Raw genomic sequence first — 15,694 nt, 5'->3', positions numbered from 1 at the left:
CACTCCGGGCGCCGAGCCGTTCGAGGAGATGCCCGTGAGCCGCACGCCGTCGTCGCCACGCGATCCGATCGCAGAGGCCCGCCGCCAGTGGGTGGCGCACGGCTGGGTCGACGCCGCGGCCGGGATGACGGCGGTGACGAGCATCATGCGGGCGCAACAGATTCTGCTCGCGCGCGTCGACGAGGCCCTGAAGCCGTTCTCGCTCACGTTCGCCCGCTACGAACTGCTGACGCTGCTGAGTTTCACCCGTGACGGACGGATGCCGCTGTCGTCGGCGGCGAGCCGCTTGCAAGTGCACCCGACGAGCGTGACGAACACCGTCGACCGCCTCGAAGCGGCCGCGCTCGTCGCGCGCGAGCCGCACCCCGGCGATCGTCGGGCGACCCTGGTCGCCCTGACGAGGGCGGGGCGTGACCTCGCGGCTCAGGCCACCGCAGCGCTCAACGACGCCGTGTTCGCCGCGCCCGGCCTGACAGCCGACGACGTGGAAGACCTCGTCGCGATCGTCGCCCGACTGCGCCGGTCGGCCGGCGACGTCGTCAGCGATTCGTGAATCGCGGCGGACGCTTCTCCCGGAAGGCGGCCATGCCCTCCTTCTGGTCGTCGAGCGCGAAGAGCGACGTGAAGACCTGCTTCTCGAAGCGCAGCCCCTCGGCAGCGCTGGTCTCCAGCGAGGCCCGCAGCGACTCCTTCGCGGCGTAGAGCACGGGCAGCGATTTCGCGGCGATCTGCTCGGCCATCGCCTCCGCCTCGGCGAGCAGGTCGGCGGCGGGCACGACGCGGGAGACCAGACCGGCCCGCTCGGCTTCGACGGCATCCATCATCCGCCCGGTGAGCACGAGCTCGGCCGCCTTGTAGTAACCGATCGCGCGCGGCAGACGCTGCGTGCCGCCGAGGCCGGGGATGACGCCGAGCGTGATCTCGGGCTGACCGAAACGGGCGGTGTCGGCAGCCAGAATGATGTCGCACGCCATCGCCAGCTCGCACCCGCCGCCGAGCGCGTACCCCGCGACGGCGGCGATGACGGGGGTGCGCACACGCGAGAAGGCCTCGAGACCGACGAAGGGGTTGCGCAGCGCCATCTCGACGGACGACGCGTCCTCCATCTGCTTGATGTCGGCTCCGGCGGCGAAGGCGCGCTCCGAGCCGGTCACGACGATGCACCCGATCTCTTCGTCGGCGTCGAATGCGACCGCCGCGGCGGCGAGTTCGTCGACCAGGGTCGAGTTGAGCGCGTTGAGCGCCTCGGGCCTGTTCAGGATGATCCAGCCGACGCGGCCGCGGGTGGAGACGAGGATCGTGGAGTAGTCGCTCATGTGCTCATGCTCCCAGAACGTCGCGGCCGATGATCACCCGCATGATCTCGTTCGTGCCCTCCAGGATCTGATGCACCCGCAGATCGCGCACCACCTTCTCGATCCCGTACTCCTGCAGGTAGCCGTACCCGCCGTGCAACTGCAGCGCCCGGTTGGCGACCTCGAAGCCGGCGTCGGTCGCGAACCGCTTGGCCATCGCGCACTGCACGGCGACATCGTCGGCCCCGTTGTCGATGGCGCGGGCGGCGTCGCGGACGAGCGCGCGGGCCGCCTGCAGCTGCGTGGCCATGTCGGCGAGCGCGAACACGACGCTCTGTCGTTCGGCGAGCGCCTCACCGAACGTGAAGCGTTCGTGCACGTAGCGCACGGCACGATCGAGAGCCCACTGGGCACCGCCGACGGAGCAGGCCGCGATGTTGACCCGACCCCCGTTGAGCCCGCTCATCGCGATGCGAAACCCCTCGCCGACGCTACCCAGCAGAGCGGATGCCGGGACCCGCACCTCGTCGAGGATCACCTGACGAGTGGGCTGCGCGTTCCACCCCATCTTGCGCTCGTTGGGTCCGAAGCTCAGGCCCTCGGCATCCGCCGGCACGAGGAAGGCGCTGATCCCGCGCGCGCCGGGCTCGCCGGTGCGGGCCATGACGGCGTAGACCGCCGCCTCTCCGGCGCCAGAGATGAACTGCTTGACCCCGGTGAGCACGTAACCGTCGCCGTCGGCGATCGCACTGGTGGTGATGGCCGCGGCATCCGAGCCGGCGCCGGGCTCCGTCAGGCAGTACGCGCCGAGGTCGCGCAGGGTCGTCAGCCGCGGCAGCCACTCGTGACGCTGCGCCGAGGTGCCGTGGGTGTCGATCATCCACGCGACCATGTTGTGGATGCTGATGTACGCGGCGATCGTGGGATCGCCCATCGACAGCTGTTCGAAGACGAGTGCGGCATCCTCGCGCGCGAGGGCCGTGCCGCCGACGTCCTCACGCACGTACAGCCCGCCGAGGCCGAGCTCGCCGGCCTCGGCGAGCTCCTCCCGCGGGAAGTGCTTGTCGCGATCCCATTCCAGCGCGTGCGGTTCCAGCCGCGTCCGGGCGAAGTCGCGCACGGCCTCGAGGATGGCTCCCCGCTCATCGGCGGAGAGGGAGGGGGCCACAGTCATGCTCATCGCGTCACGTCCTTGTGAAACAGATCGACAGCCGGAGGTGTGCCCGGTAGGGCACGGCGATCATTTTACATGGACGTCCTAGTATCTTGCGCGACGCTCCGATCGCCTTCCTGCGGGCACCCGGCTGTCCCGCGTACTAGCGTGAAGGCGCAGCGACCACGGGAGGAGGGCGATGATGCTCAGCACGCGCGGCTCGAATCTCCTCGGCGTGGGCAACTACAACCAGGCCCTGATCCTCGACCTCATCCGGCGCTCCCCCGACGGCATGAGCCGGGTGGAGCTCGCCGAGAAGACCGGACTGTCTGCGCAGACCCTCACCAATGTGACCCGCCGGCTCACGGCGGAGGGGTTCATCGCCGAGGCGGGAAAAGTCGGGACGGGCCCCGGCAAGCCCCGGACGATGCTCGCGCTCGAACCCTCGGCGCGCTTCGCGATCGGCGTGCACCTGGACCCTGCGGTGACCACGGTGGTGCTGCTCGACCTGGCAGGTCGCATCGTCCAGCACCGGGAGATCCAGCCGACCGGCGCCTCCAGCCGCCGACAGCTCCAGGCGATCAGCGCGGTCGCCGGCGACCTCGTCGACTCGTTGCCCGATCCGACTCGCGTCTTGGGTGTCGGCATCGCCGCACCCGGCCCCCTCGACACGGATGCCGGCCTGCTGCTGAACCCGCCCCTGCTGCCGGAGTGGTCGGACACGCCGCTGCGGGAGGAGCTGGCGATGACGACGGGACTGCCCGCGCTCTTGGAGAAGGACGTGATCGCCGCCATGGTCGGCGAGCTGTGGGTGACGCCGGCCGGCGATCTGGGCGACGCGCTGTTCTTCTACTACGGCGCCGGCGCCGGTGTCGGCCTGTCCCTGGACAGCACTCCTCTGCGCGGAGCGAGCTCCAACGCCGGGGACATCGCCCACCTGATCGTCGACCCCTACAGCCGTTCGATGATCGTGGCGTTGGCCATGCCGCCGCCCTCGCACATGGTCTGCAGCCCGTAGCGTCCCCCGGTGGCCTCGAGGTGCGCGAGAAGCGTGCCGAGCAGACGCGTACCGCTGGAGCCGAGCGCGTGCCCGAGGGCGATCGCCCCTCCCCAGGGGTTGAGCTTGGCGGCATCCGCGCCGAGTTCGGCGGCCCACGCGAGCGGCACCGGGGCGAACGCCTCGTTGACCTCGTACGCGTCGAGATCGTCGATCGTCAGCCCGCTGCGCTCGAGCACGCGGCGCGTCGCGGGAATCGGACCCGTCAGCATCATCAGAGGGTCGTCACCGACGACGGCGAACGCGTGGAAGCGCGCACGCGGCGTCAGCCCCAGCTCGAGCGCCTTCTGCTCGCTCATGATGAGCGCGGCGGAGGCACCGTCGGTCAGCGGCGAGGAGTTGCCCGGCGTGATCCGCCACGCGATCTCCGGGAAGCGCTCGGCCATCGCGTCCGTGCGAAACGCCGGCGCCAGCGCAGCCAGCCCCGCGACGGTTGTTCCCGCTCGCACCGTCTCATCGACCTCGACACCGTCGATGGACAGCAGCTGCGAGGCGAACCTGCCCTGTGCCTGCGCCTCGGCGGCGCGTTCGTGCGACTCGGCGGCGAACGCGTCGAGCTCCTCGCGCGAGAATCCCCACCGCGCCGCGATCAGCTCGGCCGACACGCCCTGGTTGACGAGCCCGTCGGGATAGCGGGCGTGCAGGCCCGGCGAGAACGGCGAGCCGGCCACCGACGCCGCGACCCCGAGCGGCACGCGGCTCATGGATTCGACGCCGCCGGCGATGACGATGTCGTACTGGCCGGCCATGACGCCCTGCGCCGCGAACTGCGCCGCCTGCTGACTCGACCCGCACTGCCGATCGATCGTCGTCGCCGGAACCCGCTCATCGAATCCCGCGGCGAGCACCGCCTGACGCGCGATGTTCATCGTCTGCTCGCCCACCTGGCTGACGCAGCCGAGCAGCACGTCGTCGATCTGCGCCGACTCCAGGCCGTTGCGCTCGAGGGTCGCCCGCAAGACGGAGGCGGCGAGGTCCACGGGGTGGATGCCGCTGAGGGCGCCACCCGGCTTGCCGCGGCCGGACGGGGTGCGGACGGCGTCGACGATGACGGCGGTACGCATGAGCGCTCAGCCCTCGGCTTCGGCGGCGCGGAGCGAAATCGTCGAGGTGCCGGCCTCGTCGACGAACCCCTCGATGTGGCGCTCGTCCACGCCGCTGTAGGCCGACAACGGACGGATGAGCGCGTTGGATGCCGCCTGCTCCATGATGTGCGCGGTCCACCCGACGACCCGCGCCGCAACGAACAGCGGGGTGAAGGTCAGGGTGTCGAAGCCCATCAGGTTGTACGCGGGACCCGACGGGTAGTCGAGGTTCGGGTAGATGCCCTTGCGGGCGACGAACTCGCGCTCGAGCGTCGCGTAGAGCGCCTCGACATCGGGGCGGTCGTAGTACGCGATGAGCGTGTCGAGCGCGGCCTTCATCGTCGGCACGCGCGAGTCGCCGTGCTTGTAGACGCGGTGACCGAAGCCCATGATCTTGCGCTTGTCGGCGAGTGCCCGATCAAGCCACGGCGCCACGTTGTCGGCATCCCCGATCTCGTCGAAGATGTGCAGCACGGCTTCGTTCGCACCGCCGTGCAGCGGTCCCTTGAGCGCGCCGATCGCACCGACCACGGCCGAGTAGAGGTCGCTGAGGGTCGAGGTGATCACCCGCGCCGTGAAGGTCGACGCGTTGAACGAGTGCTCCGCGTACAGGATCATCGAGCGGTTGAACGCGTCGACGACCACCGGGTCGAACTCCTCGCCGAAGGTCATCCACAGGAAGTTCGCCGCGTAGTCGAGGTCGTCGCGCGGGGCGATGAGCTCCTGTCCGCGGCGACGACGCTGACCGTACGCGACGATCGCGGGGAGGGCGGCGAACAGACGGATGCTGCGGGCCAGGTTCTCCTCTCGAGAACCGCTCGCGTCGAGCACCGATCCGGTGCCGGCGAGATCGCGCGCACCGAGGACGCTCACGGCCGAGCGCGCCTCGTCCATCGGATGCGCCTCCATCGGGGTCAGGTCGATGACGGCCCTGACGTCGTCGGCGAGCGCACGGTGCTGCCGCTCGGTCGCGCGCAGCTCGGCGAGCTGATCGTCGGTGGGCAGCTCGCCGTTCCAGAGCAGGTACGCGACCGCTTCGGCGGACTGCGTGGCGGCCAGCTCGTGCACGGGGTAGCCGCGGTAGAGCAGTGAGTTCGTCTCCGGGTTGACCTTGCTGATGGCGGTCGCGTCGGCGACGACACCGGCGAGGCCCTTGTGGATCTGGGGCTGGATCTGCTGGTCGCTCATGTCACTCCTTCGTGATCTGGAAGTTGAAGACGTCCGAGTCGAAATGGTTGTACGACTCGTAGTCGATCAGGTCGTACAGGTCGGCGCGGTGCTGCATCTCACCCAGACGCGAGGTCAGATGCCCCTCGTCGTTCAGCGTATCCAGCGCACGGGATGCCGCGCCCATCGCGATCCGCAGCAGCGAGACGGGCCAGATGACGATCTGCACGCCCGCGCCCCGGAGCTGGTCCACGGTGAAGAGGTCGCTCTTGCCGAACTCGGTCATGTTCGCGAGCACCGGCACGTCGACGGCGGCGCACACGGCCTCGAACTCGCTCAGGTCGCGCATCGCCTCGGGGAAGATCGCGTCGGCTCCGGCATCCACGAGCGCCTTGGCGCGATCGATGGCGGCGTCCAGGCCTTCGACGGCACGGATGTCGGTGCGCGCCATGATGAGGAAGTTCGGGTCGCGGCGGGCGTCGACCGCCGCGCGGATGCGCTGGAGGGCGGTGCCGGTGTCGACGACCTGCTTGCCGTCGAGGTGACCGCAGCGCTTCGGGTTCACCTGGTCTTCGATGTGGGTGCCAGCCAGCCCCGCGTCTTCCAGGGTCTGGATGGTGCGGGCGACGTTCATCGGCTCGCCGAAGCCGGTATCGGCGTCGATGATCGCCGGGAGCTCGGTCATGCGGGCGATCTGCTGGCCGCGCCCGGCGACCTCCGTCAGCGTCGTCAGGCCGATGTCGGGAAGGCCGAGGTCGGCGCTCAACACGGCCCCGGAGATGTAGACGCCCTCGAAGCCCTTCTGCTCGATGAGCCGTGCCGACAGGGGATTGAACGCGCCGGGAAAGCGCACGAGCTCCCCCGCCCGCAGCCGCTCGCGCAGGACGCGCCGCTTCTCGGATGCCGGGGTCTGGCTGTACAGCATCAGAACAGCCCCTTCGGGCTCGCCGCCGTGGCCAGCACGCCGTCGCGGGCGACGATGTTGAGCTCTCGCACCTCGTCGGCGGTCAGCTCGGGCAGTCGCTCGGCGAGAGCGAGGAACCGCTCGATCTCGGCCGAGGCGAGCACGGGCTCGGCGAGCAGGCGGAACTTGCGCACGTAGTCGGCGCGGGCGAACGGGCGCGCGCCGAGCGGGTGGGCGTCGGCGACGGCGATCTCGTCGACGAGCGTCGAGCCGTCCGTGAGCCGGATCTCCACGCGGCCGCCGAACGCCTTCTCGTCGGGGTCTTCGGAGTGGTAGCGACGCGTCCACTCGGCATCCTCCGCCGTCGTGATCTTGTGCCACAGCGCCACCGTGTCTTCGCGGGCGGCGCGAGCGGGCAGGTAGGAGTCGACGTGGTGCCAGCCGCCGTCCTGCAGCGCGACGGCGAAGATGTACGGGATCGAGTGGTCGAGGGTCTCGCGGGAGGCCTTCGGATCGTACTTCTGCGGATCGTTCGCTCCCGAGCCGATCACGTAGTGGGTGTGGTGGCTGGTGTGCAGCACGATGCTCTCCACGTTCGCGGGGTCGGAGAGCTCGGGGTGGCTGCCGTGGAGCTTTCGGGCCAGATCGATCCACGCCTGTGCCTGATACTCGGCGGAGTGCTCCTTCGTGTACGAGTCGAGGATCGCGCGCTTGGGTTCGCCGGGGGCGGGCAGGGGCACGTCGTACGCGCCATCCTTGCCGTCGAGCATCCAGGCGATGACGCCGTCTTCGCCTTCGTAGATCGGCGACGGAGAGGTCTGCCCGCGCATCGCCCGGTCGACGGCTTCGACCGCCATCTTGCCGGCGAAGGCGGGGGCGTGCGCCTTCCACGTGGAGATCTCGCCCTTGCGGGACTGACGGGTGGCCGTGGTCGTGTGCAGCGCCTGCGCGACGGCCTGGGCGATGGTGTCGGCGTCGAGTCCGAGCAGGGTGCCGATGCCGGCGGCCGCCGACGGACCGAGGTGCGCGACGTGGTCGATCTTGTGCTTGTGCAGACTGATGGCGCGCACGAGGTCCATCTGGATCTCGTAGCCGGTCGCGATGGCGCGCACCAAGGCCGCGCCGTCGACGCCGACGTGCTGGGCGACGGCGAGGATCGGCGGAATGTTGTCGCCCGGGTGCGAGTACTCCGCGGCGAGGAAGGTGTCGTGGTAGTCGAGCTCGCGCACGGCCACCCCGTTCGCCCACGCCGCCCACTCGGGACTGGTGCGCACCTCGTTCGGCTCGCCGAACACCGTCGCACCCGAACCTCCCCGCGAGACCGGGTGGTCGAGGGCCTGGGCGCGCGCCGCGGTGACGGGGCCCCGGGTGAGGGATGCCGCCGCCACGGACGCATTGTCGATGACGCGGTTGATGATCATCTCGACGACGGCGGGCTCGACGGCGACCGGGTCGGCGGCGACCTCGGCGATCTTGTGTGCGAGCTGGTCTTCGCGGGCGAGGTTCTCTTCGCTCCGGTGCACACGGACGTGGTGGATGACGGTCATGGGGTTCCTTCCAACGAGGCGAGGATGGCGACGAGCGCGTTGTGCAAGTGGACGTGGGTGGCGTGCGCGGCGAGCTCCGCGTCGCCTGCGGCGACGGCGGATGCGATCAGGCGGTGCTCGGCGACGGATGCCGCGAGCCGCGCCGGATTGTCGCGCGCGAGCCGGCGGACCCGGACGAGGTGGGTGCGCACGGTCTTCAGGGCCGCGGTCAGATAGTCGTTGGCGACGGCCGCGTCGAGCGTTTCGTCGAAGCGCGCGATGAGCGCGTAGTAGGCGTCGGGGTCGGCCGCGGCATCCGTGCGGGCGAACTCCCCGGCCAACGCCGCGAACAGCGCTCCCTCTGCCCCGCCGGCGGCGAGGCGCGCAGCCGTCTCCTCCAGGGCGCGGCGCACCTCGAAGAGCTCACGGATGTCGCCCGCATCGATGTCGCTGACCACCGTCAGTCGCGGCGACGGCTGCACGACGAGGCCGTCGGCGAGGAGGCGCCCGAGTGCTTCGCGCAGCGGCGTGCGGCTCACGCCCAGGCGGACGGACTGCTCGACTTCGGCGAGCACCGTGCCGGGCGCCAGATCGCCGGACTGGATCTCGTCGAGGAGCACCCGGTAGGCACGGTCACTGGCACGCACGCGGTCTCCTCTCGACACCCATAGTGTATACATCAGCGAGGCTGCGAGGAAGCGATGACCGCTTTCGGTGCCCTAATGCATACAGAAGGCAACAGCCGCGTGCGGATTCACCCGGCCGCGTGCAGCCGATGGGTCAGCACGGCGACGTGGAGAGCGGCGACCTGCTCCCCATCGTCGAAATCGACGCCGAGAAGGTCTTCGAGCAGGGCGATGCGCTGATAGAACACCGACCGCGACAGGTGCGCCGCTTCGGCGGCCGCCGTGCGGTTGGACGGATGCGCGAGCAGCGCCGTCAGCACCTCGAGAAGGTCGCCGCCCCGAGCGCGACCGTCGGCCAGCACCGGATCGAGCATCCGCTCCGCGTGCGCGACGAGGCGATGATCGTCGCGGAGCGCCGCCACCACCCGGGTGAGGGGACGCTCGGCCACGCGCCGGCCGTCCGCGCCGCGGCGGGAAGCGCCGCGCAAGCTGTCGTCGGCACCGACGAGGTCGATCGTCTCGCGAAGGCCCGCGACGAGCGTTCCGACCGCGCGCTCGTACTCGGCCGCGGGCTCGAGCGCGGGGATGACCGCGCCCGGGCCGAGCACGACCCGCGCCCGCGCCGACGTCGACCCCGCCCGCAGGGCATCTTCGAGTGCGACGGCGAAGGCGTCGGCACGGTTGTCGGCAGCGCTCGTCGCGCGGCCCGCGACCGCCAGGATCAGCGGCGTGCGCACCAGCGCCGACCCGTCGTCGAGGGTCGTGCTCGTGCCGCACACGACGCGCACGCCGATCGCCGCGGCGGCGATGTCGGCGGCGGCCGCGACCGTGACCGCGTCGCCGCCCCGGCCCGACGACACGAGGGTGACCACCGCGAAGGCCACCGTGCCGACGAGGGGCATTCCCGCGGCATCCAATCGCGCCGCCACCGCGGACAGACTGGTGAATCGTCCGTCGATCAGCGCGTCGACCACGCGCCGACGCCCCAGCCGCGACCACTCCTCGCCGCCGGAATCGGCGAGCCTGCCGAGGGCGAGCGCGGTGGCCGCCTGCTCGAGCACGGCGTCGCGTCCGGCGAGGTGGGCGGCGCCGGGCAGCGCCACGAGCCATCCCCAGCGGATGCCGCGGGCCTCCACCGGCACGATCGTGCGCCCCTCCCGGTCGGGCGCCGCGGCGGCGGCGCGGGACCGACGCGCCCAGTCGCGGAGCGTGCGGGTCTCGGCGGCACCGCCGACGTGGGCGACGACGACCTCGTGCCCGACGCTCTCCAGCACCACCGGGGCGGCCAGCGTGAGACCGACCTGCTCGACGATGAACTCCGTCGGCGCCCCGCGCAGCGCAAGTCCCGTGAACAGGGTGCGCACCGCGTCGCGGGCTTCCAGAGCCGCCGTCTGGTCGGCGATGATCCGGCGGTGCACGGCCTCGGTGATGGTGACGAACTTCACCTCCCGGTGCAGCACGATCAGCGCGATGTCGGCGCTGCGTGCGGCATCGGCCAGCACCGCCGGCACGTAGCGGTAGTGGGCGCCCAGCTCGAGCACGATGCCCGCAGCGCCCACCTCGGCCAGCTGCGCGACGAAGTGCGCCAGCCGTCGCGGATCGTCTGGCCATCCCGAACCGGTGGACAGGAGCAGCTCTCCGCCTTCGAGCAGTCGCGCGACATCCGCACTGTCGGAGACGTGCACCCAGCGCACGGACGCCTCCAACGCGGCTCCGCCGACCACGACGACCGGGGCGCCGGGCGCGAAGGCGTCGAGGGCCAGCACCTCGGAGACGGTCGGCAGAACGGCGGCCGGACGTTCTGTCCGAGAACCGTCCACATCGCGACGATCAGACACCTGCGTCTCCCCCCTGTTCTCCGTCAGCATAAGCATGTCACGACCCGGTCGAACTGTCCGAACAGGAGCCCTCATGGACCTCATCCGTCATCACATCGCCGGCCAGTCCGTCGGATCGACCGAACGCACCGGCCCCGTCTACGACCCCGCGACCGGTGCCGTGCAGGCCGAGGTCGCCTTCGCCTCGACCGCCGAGACCGATGCCGCGATCGCGGCGGCCGCGGCGGCCCTTCCGGCCTGGCGCGCGACGAGCCTCATCAAGCGGGCGGACGTCTTCTTCCGCCTCCGCCACCTGCTGGTCGAACGCGCCGACGAGCTCGCCGCGATCATCACCGCCGAGCACGGCAAGGTGCTCTCGGATGCGAAGGGCGAGATCAGCCGCGGCATCGAGAACGTCGAGTTCGCCGCCGGGCTCGTGCACCTGCTGAAGGGCGAGCATGCCGAACAGGTGTCGCGGGGCGTCGACGTGCACTCGGTGAAGCAGCCGGTGGGCGTCGTGGGCGCGATCACGCCGTTCAACTTCCCCGTCATGGTGCCGCTGTGGATGACGGCATCCGCCATCGCCTGCGGCAACACGGTGGTGCTCAAGCCGAGCGAGAAGGACCCCTCCGCCGCCCTCTTCCTGGCGCGTCTGTACGAGGAGGCGGGCCTTCCCGCCGGCGTCCTGAACGTCGTGCACGGCGACAAGGTGGCCGTCGACGCGATCCTCGACTCCCCCACCGTCCGTGCCGTCAGCTTCGTCGGCTCGACCCCGATCGCCCGCTCGATCTACGAGCGGGCCGCCGCGGCCGGCAAGCGCGTGCAGGCTCTCGGCGGCGCGAAGAACCACATGGTCGTCATGCCCGACGCCGATCTGGATGCCGCGGCCGACGCCGCCGTCTCGGCCGCCTACGGGTCGGCCGGCGAGCGCTGCATGGCCGTCTCGGTCCTCGTCGCGGTCGGAGACGACGTCGCCGACGCCCTCGTGGCGAAGGTCGCGGAGCGCATCGCCGGGCTGACCATCGGGCCGGGCACGGATGCCGCGAGCGAGATGGGACCGCTCATCACCCGCGAGCACCGCGACAAGGTGGCCTCCTACGTCGCCGACGCCGCCGCGGAGGGCGCGACGGTCGTCGTCGACGGCACCGCACAGCGCTTCGAGGGCGATGGCTTCTTCATCGGCGTCTCGCTCGTCGACCGGGTCGCCCCCGGCATGAAGGTCTACGACGAGGAGATCTTCGGCCCGGTGCTCTCCGTCGCCCGCGTCGCGACGTACGACGAGGCGGTCGCTCTCATCAACGCGAGTCCGTTCGCGAACGGCACCGCGGTGTTCACGCGCGACGGCGGCACCGCCCGCCAGTTCGAGTTCGACATCGAAGTCGGTATGGTCGGCATCAACGTGCCGATCCCGGTGCCGGTGGGCGCGTTCTCGTTCGGCGGGTGGCGCAACTCCCTGTTCGGCGATTCGCACATCTACGGCCCGGAGTCGATCCACTTCTACACGCGGAGCAAGGTCGTGACGACCCGCTGGCCCGACCCCAGCGAGAGCCAGATCAGCCTCGGCTTCCCGAGCAACCACTGAGTCCGCGGCATCCGGAGGAGACATCATGAGCACCATCGACCCGATCGCCGACCCGGCGGCAGACGCCGCCGTCCGCGGCGACGACCGCAGCCACGTCTTCCACTCGTGGAGCGCGCAGGCGCTCATCGACCCGCTGCCGGTCGCGGGAGGTGAAGGCGCGACGTTCTGGGACTACGCGGGAAACCGCTACCTCGACTTCTCGTCGCAGCTGGTGAACCTCAACCTCGGCCACCAGCATCCCGACCTCGTCGCGGCGATCCAGGAGCAGGCGGGGCGCCTCGCCACGATCCAGCCGTCGATGGCCAACGACACGCGCGGCGAACTGGCCCGCCGCATCAGCGAGATCGCTCCCGACGGCTTCTCGAAGGTGTTCTTCACCAACGCCGGAGCCGATGCCAACGAGAACGCGGTCCGCATAGCGCGTCTGGTCACCGGCAAGCGCAAGGTGCTGGCGATGTACCGCAGCTACCACGGCAACACCTCGACCGCCATCACCCTCACGGGCGACCCGCGCCGGTGGGCCAACGAGCCGGCCGACGCCTCCGTCGTGCACTTCTTCGGCCCGTACGCCTACCGGTCGCCGTTCCACGCGGACTCGCCGGAGCAGGAGGCGGAGCGTGGGCTCGCCCACCTCGAGCAGACGATCATCCTGGAAGGCGCCTCGACGATCGGCGCCATCATCATCGAGTCGGTCGTGGGCACCAACGGCGTGCTGATCCCGCCGCCGGGCTACCTGCAGGGAGTGCGCGAGCTCTGCGACCGCTACGGCATCGTCTACATCGCCGACGAGGTCATGGTCGGCTTCGGGCGCCTGGGCACCTGGTGGGGCTTCGAGAACTTCGACGTCGTGCCCGACCTCATCACCTTCGCGAAGGGCGTGAACTCGGGCTACGTGCCGCTGGGCGGCGTCGTCATCTCCGACCGGATCGCCGCGCACTTCGACACGGTCTCCTTCCCGGGAGGGCTGACCTACTCCGGTCACCCGCTGGCCTGCGCCCCGGGTGTGGCGACCTTCGAGGTCTTCCGCCGCGACGGCATCCTGGAGCGCGTCCGCGACCTCGGCGAGCGCGTCGTGCGCCCGCGACTGGAGCAGATGGCCGCGCGGCATCCGTCGGTCGGGGAGGTCCGCGGTCTGGGCCTGTTCTGGGCGATCGAGCTCGTGCGCGACCGGCGCAGTCGCGAGCCGCTCGTGCCGTTCAACGCGTCGGGGGCGGATGCCGCCCCGATGGCCGCGTTCGCGGCGGCGTGCAAGAAGGCGGGCCTGTGGCCGTTCACGCACTTCAACCGCGTGCACGTGGCGCCGCCGCTGATCATCTCGGAGGACGATCTGGTGCGCGGCCTCGACGTCATCGATCGCGCGCTGGAGGTCACCGACGCCGAGGTGGCGTCGTGACCGCGTCGACGGCGGTGCTCCGCAACATCATCGACGGCGTGCCGGTCGCGTCATCGGGTGCGGCTCTGCCGCTCGTGAGCCCCGTGACCGGCGAGGTCTACGGCCACGCTCCGGTCTCGACGGCGGAGGAGGTGGATGCCGCGTTCGCGGCGGCATCCCGCGCCTTCGACACGTGGAAGCGGACGACGCCCGCCCAGCGCCAACTGCTGCTGTTCCGCCTCGCGGACGCGCTGGAGGCGCATGCGGAGGAGTTCGCCGATCTGGAGTCGCAGGACACCGGAAAGCCGCGCGCGAGCCTCGTCGCCGACGAGATCGTGCAGTCGGTGGACCAGCTCCGCTTCTTCGCGGGCGCGGCCCGTGACCTCGACGGGCGGGCGGCGGCGGAGTACGCGGAGGGCTTCACGTCGTACGTCCGCCGCGAGCCGATCGGTGTGGTCGCGCAGGTGACGCCGTGGAACTACCCGCTGAACATGGCGGTGTGGAAGATCGGGCCGGCTCTCGCGGCGGGCAACACGGTCGTGCTGAAGCCGAGCGAGACGACGCCGCAGACCACGGTGCGCCTCGCCGAGCTCGCCGCCGGAATCCTTCCCGCGGGGGTTCTCAACGTCGTTCTCGGCGACCGGGAGACCGGTCGGATGCTGGTGGAGCACCCCACCCCGCAGCTCGTCGCGATCACCGGCTCGGTGCGCGCGGGTATGCAGGTCGCCGCCTCGGCCGCGCGGGACCTCAAGCGCGTGCACCTCGAGCTCGGCGGCAAAGCGCCGGCGCTCGTGTTCGCCGACGCCGACCTCGACCGGGCCGCCCGCGGCATCGTGGAGGCCGCGTTCTTCAACGCCGGCCAGGACTGCACCGCCGCGACGCGCGTGCTCGTGGATGCCGCGGTGCACGACGAGCTGGTCGCGAAGCTCGTCGCCCACACCCGCGATCACGCGAAGACCGGCGCGCCGGATGATCCGGAGGCCTTCTTCGGCCCGGTGAACAACCCCGACCAGCTCGCGCGGGTGCAGGGGTTCGTCGACCGGCTGCCGTCGCACGCGTCGATCGCGATCGGCGGGCGCCGGCAGGGCGACACCGGCTGCTTCTTCGAGGCGACGATCGTCACCGGCGTCCGCCAGGACGACGAGGTCGTGCAGCAGGAGATCTTCGGCCCGGTGCTCACGGTGCAGCCGTTCACGTCGGAGGAGGACGCCCTCGCGCTGGCCAACGGGGTACCGTACGCACTCGCGGCATCCGTCTGGACGCGCGAGCACGCGCGGGCGCTGCGGTTCTCCCGCGACCTCGACTTCGGCTGCGTCTGGATCAACGCGCACATCCCGTTCGTCTCCGACATGCCCCACGGCGGCTTCAAGCACTCCGGGTACGGCAAGGACCTCTCGGTCTACGGCTTCGAGGACTACACCCGCCTCAAGCACGTCATGGCGAGTCTGGACTGAGCGTCTCTGCCTCGATGCCCAGCAGCCCCGCGGCCGCACGGAGCACGGGCGCGACCGGCGCGATCGCCGGCCCCCAACCCACCAGCGCGTGCGCGCTGAGGCCGTCGATCATCGCGAGCAGATGCCACGCGAGGGGCTCCGGGTCGGCGGCGGGGATGGCCCCGTCCGCCATCCCCCGTGCGACCTCCTCCGCGATCACGGCGCGCCAGGCATCCATCGCCGTGCGCACCCGATCGGCCAGCGGAGCGTTGCGCGTGCCCAGCGCCCACGCCTGCACCCAGACCAGGGTGACGTCGCGGCGAGCGGGATCCAGGGTCGTCCGCAGCAGCGCACCGATTCGCACGGGAGCGGCAGCGTCGGGAAGCAGCGCGCGCACCTCGTCGAGCTCGGCCGAGACGATGTCGAAGAACGTGTCGGCGACCAGGTCGTCCATGCTCGGGATGTAGTGGGCGACCAACCCGGAGGCCACACCCACCCGCGCCGCGACGGCGCGCAGCGTGACCGCGTCCAGTCCCTCGGCGAGCGCGATCTCGCGCGCGGCGCCCGCGATCTGATCGCGCCTCTGATCGGCGCTCATCCGCGCCCGTCCGGCAGTTGACGTCGACGGCATCCGCTCGCTACCCTCCGATGAGTTGATCATGTGATCAATAAGCTAC

At 70.9% G+C, this 15,694-nt stretch carries 14 protein-coding genes; 5 read left to right on the top strand and 9 right to left on the bottom strand.

Annotated elements, in window-relative coordinates; all coding sequences use genetic code 11:
• Positions 1 to 34 precede the first annotated feature (34 nt).
• Positions 35 to 553 (top strand): MarR family winged helix-turn-helix transcriptional regulator, encoded by a 519-nt coding sequence (locus tag HMPREF1529_RS06225; RefSeq protein ID WP_016464160.1) that lies wholly within the window; start codon positions 35 to 37, stop codon positions 551 to 553.
• Here the strand turns inward: HMPREF1529_RS06225 and HMPREF1529_RS06220 are convergent.
• Both HMPREF1529_RS06220 and HMPREF1529_RS06215 read right to left on the bottom strand, forming a co-directional pair.
• The gene (locus tag HMPREF1529_RS06220; RefSeq protein ID WP_016464159.1) at positions 540 to 1,316 is read right to left on the bottom strand and encodes an enoyl-CoA hydratase-related protein; all 777 of its coding nucleotides are present in this window, start codon (positions 1,314 to 1,316) and stop codon (positions 540 to 542) included. The genes HMPREF1529_RS06225 and HMPREF1529_RS06220 overlap by 14 nt on opposite strands.
• 4 nt (positions 1,317 to 1,320) lie before the next feature.
• Entirely contained in the window at positions 1,321 to 2,475 is a 1,155-nt protein-coding gene (locus HMPREF1529_RS06215) for an acyl-CoA dehydrogenase family protein (RefSeq protein WP_016464158.1), read from the bottom strand.
• 172 nt (positions 2,476 to 2,647) lie between these two features.
• Between HMPREF1529_RS06215 and HMPREF1529_RS06210 the strand changes: the two genes are divergently transcribed.
• Positions 2,648 to 3,466, top strand: a complete 819-nt coding sequence (locus tag HMPREF1529_RS06210) for an ROK family transcriptional regulator (RefSeq protein ID WP_016464157.1) — start codon at positions 2,648 to 2,650, stop codon at positions 3,464 to 3,466.
• Here HMPREF1529_RS06210 and HMPREF1529_RS06205 read toward each other — a convergent pair.
• From HMPREF1529_RS06205 to HMPREF1529_RS06180, 6 genes are all read right to left on the bottom strand, one after another.
• A complete protein-coding gene (locus HMPREF1529_RS06205; protein ID WP_016464156.1) occupies positions 3,400 to 4,569 on the bottom strand; it encodes a thiolase family protein in 1,170 nt (389 codons plus the stop codon). The genes HMPREF1529_RS06210 and HMPREF1529_RS06205 overlap by 67 nt on opposite strands.
• 6 nt (positions 4,570 to 4,575) lie before the next feature.
• Entirely contained in the window at positions 4,576 to 5,778 is a 1,203-nt protein-coding gene (locus HMPREF1529_RS06200; protein ID WP_016464155.1) for a bifunctional 2-methylcitrate synthase/citrate synthase, read from the bottom strand.
• Between the two features lies 1 nt (position 5,779).
• Positions 5,780 to 6,682: a methylisocitrate lyase gene (gene prpB, locus HMPREF1529_RS06195; protein WP_016464154.1), complete on the bottom strand. Its 903-nt coding sequence runs from the start codon at positions 6,680 to 6,682 to the stop codon at positions 5,780 to 5,782.
• Entirely contained in the window at positions 6,682 to 8,208 is a 1,527-nt protein-coding gene (locus HMPREF1529_RS06190; protein ID WP_016464153.1) for an MmgE/PrpD family protein, read from the bottom strand. Before HMPREF1529_RS06190 ends, prpB begins: the two co-directional genes overlap by 1 nt.
• Entirely contained in the window at positions 8,205 to 8,834 is a 630-nt protein-coding gene (locus tag HMPREF1529_RS06185; protein WP_016464152.1) for a GntR family transcriptional regulator, read from the bottom strand. Before HMPREF1529_RS06185 ends, HMPREF1529_RS06190 begins: the two co-directional genes overlap by 4 nt.
• A 107-nt stretch (positions 8,835 to 8,941) precedes the next feature.
• Positions 8,942 to 10,651: a PucR family transcriptional regulator ligand-binding domain-containing protein gene (locus tag HMPREF1529_RS06180; protein WP_232212069.1), complete on the bottom strand. Its 1,710-nt coding sequence runs from the start codon at positions 10,649 to 10,651 to the stop codon at positions 8,942 to 8,944.
• 73 nt (positions 10,652 to 10,724) lie between these two features.
• Between HMPREF1529_RS06180 and HMPREF1529_RS06175 the strand changes: the two genes are divergently transcribed.
• From HMPREF1529_RS06175 to HMPREF1529_RS06165, 3 genes are read left to right on the top strand one after another with little or no spacing between them, the layout of a single operon-like run.
• The gene (locus HMPREF1529_RS06175; protein ID WP_016464150.1) at positions 10,725 to 12,212 is read left to right on the top strand and encodes a CoA-acylating methylmalonate-semialdehyde dehydrogenase; all 1,488 of its coding nucleotides are present in this window, start codon (positions 10,725 to 10,727) and stop codon (positions 12,210 to 12,212) included.
• A 25-nt stretch (positions 12,213 to 12,237) separates the two neighbouring features.
• Positions 12,238 to 13,605, top strand: a complete 1,368-nt coding sequence (locus tag HMPREF1529_RS06170; protein ID WP_016464149.1) for an aspartate aminotransferase family protein — start codon at positions 12,238 to 12,240, stop codon at positions 13,603 to 13,605.
• Complete coding sequence (locus tag HMPREF1529_RS06165; RefSeq protein ID WP_005047782.1) at positions 13,602 to 15,038, top strand: aminobutyraldehyde dehydrogenase; 1,437 nt, start codon at positions 13,602 to 13,604, stop codon at positions 15,036 to 15,038. The genes HMPREF1529_RS06170 and HMPREF1529_RS06165 overlap by 4 nt, the downstream gene beginning before the upstream one ends.
• Here HMPREF1529_RS06165 and HMPREF1529_RS06160 read toward each other — a convergent pair.
• Positions 15,019 to 15,615, bottom strand: coding sequence for a TetR/AcrR family transcriptional regulator (locus HMPREF1529_RS06160; protein ID WP_016464148.1), 597 nt, complete (start codon positions 15,613 to 15,615; stop codon positions 15,019 to 15,021). The two genes, HMPREF1529_RS06165 and HMPREF1529_RS06160, sit on opposite strands and share 20 nt — an antisense overlap.
• Positions 15,616 to 15,694 lie beyond the last annotated feature (79 nt).

The organism is Microbacterium sp. oral taxon 186 str. F0373, assembly GCF_000411455.1.
Classification (GTDB): Bacteria; Actinomycetota; Actinomycetes; order Actinomycetales; family Microbacteriaceae; genus Microbacterium.
Note: the sequence above shows the minus strand (reverse complement) of the source record. Positions and strands in the feature narration are given on the sequence as shown.

Excerpts from the sequence above, each read along its gene's own strand:
- HMPREF1529_RS06220 (WP_016464159.1), bottom strand. The coding sequence starts at position 1,316 with ATGAGCGACTACTCCACGATCCTCGTCTCCACCCGCGGCCGCGTCGGC.
- HMPREF1529_RS06215 (WP_016464158.1), bottom strand. The coding sequence starts at position 2,475 with ATGAGCATGACTGTGGCCCCCTCCCTCTCCGCCGATGAGCGGGGAGCC.
- HMPREF1529_RS06210 (WP_016464157.1), top strand. The coding sequence starts at position 2,648 with ATGATGCTCAGCACGCGCGGCTCGAATCTCCTCGGCGTGGGCAACTAC.
- HMPREF1529_RS06205 (WP_016464156.1), bottom strand. The coding sequence starts at position 4,569 with ATGCGTACCGCCGTCATCGTCGACGCCGTCCGCACCCCGTCCGGCCGC.
- HMPREF1529_RS06200 (WP_016464155.1), bottom strand. The coding sequence starts at position 5,778 with ATGAGCGACCAGCAGATCCAGCCCCAGATCCACAAGGGCCTCGCCGGT.
- prpB (WP_016464154.1), bottom strand. The coding sequence starts at position 6,682 with ATGCTGTACAGCCAGACCCCGGCATCCGAGAAGCGGCGCGTCCTGCGC.
- HMPREF1529_RS06190 (WP_016464153.1), bottom strand. The coding sequence starts at position 8,208 with ATGACCGTCATCCACCACGTCCGTGTGCACCGGAGCGAAGAGAACCTC.
- HMPREF1529_RS06175 (WP_016464150.1), top strand. The coding sequence starts at position 10,725 with ATGGACCTCATCCGTCATCACATCGCCGGCCAGTCCGTCGGATCGACC.
- HMPREF1529_RS06170 (WP_016464149.1), top strand. The coding sequence starts at position 12,238 with ATGAGCACCATCGACCCGATCGCCGACCCGGCGGCAGACGCCGCCGTC.
- HMPREF1529_RS06160 (WP_016464148.1), bottom strand. The coding sequence starts at position 15,615 with ATGAGCGCCGATCAGAGGCGCGATCAGATCGCGGGCGCCGCGCGCGAG.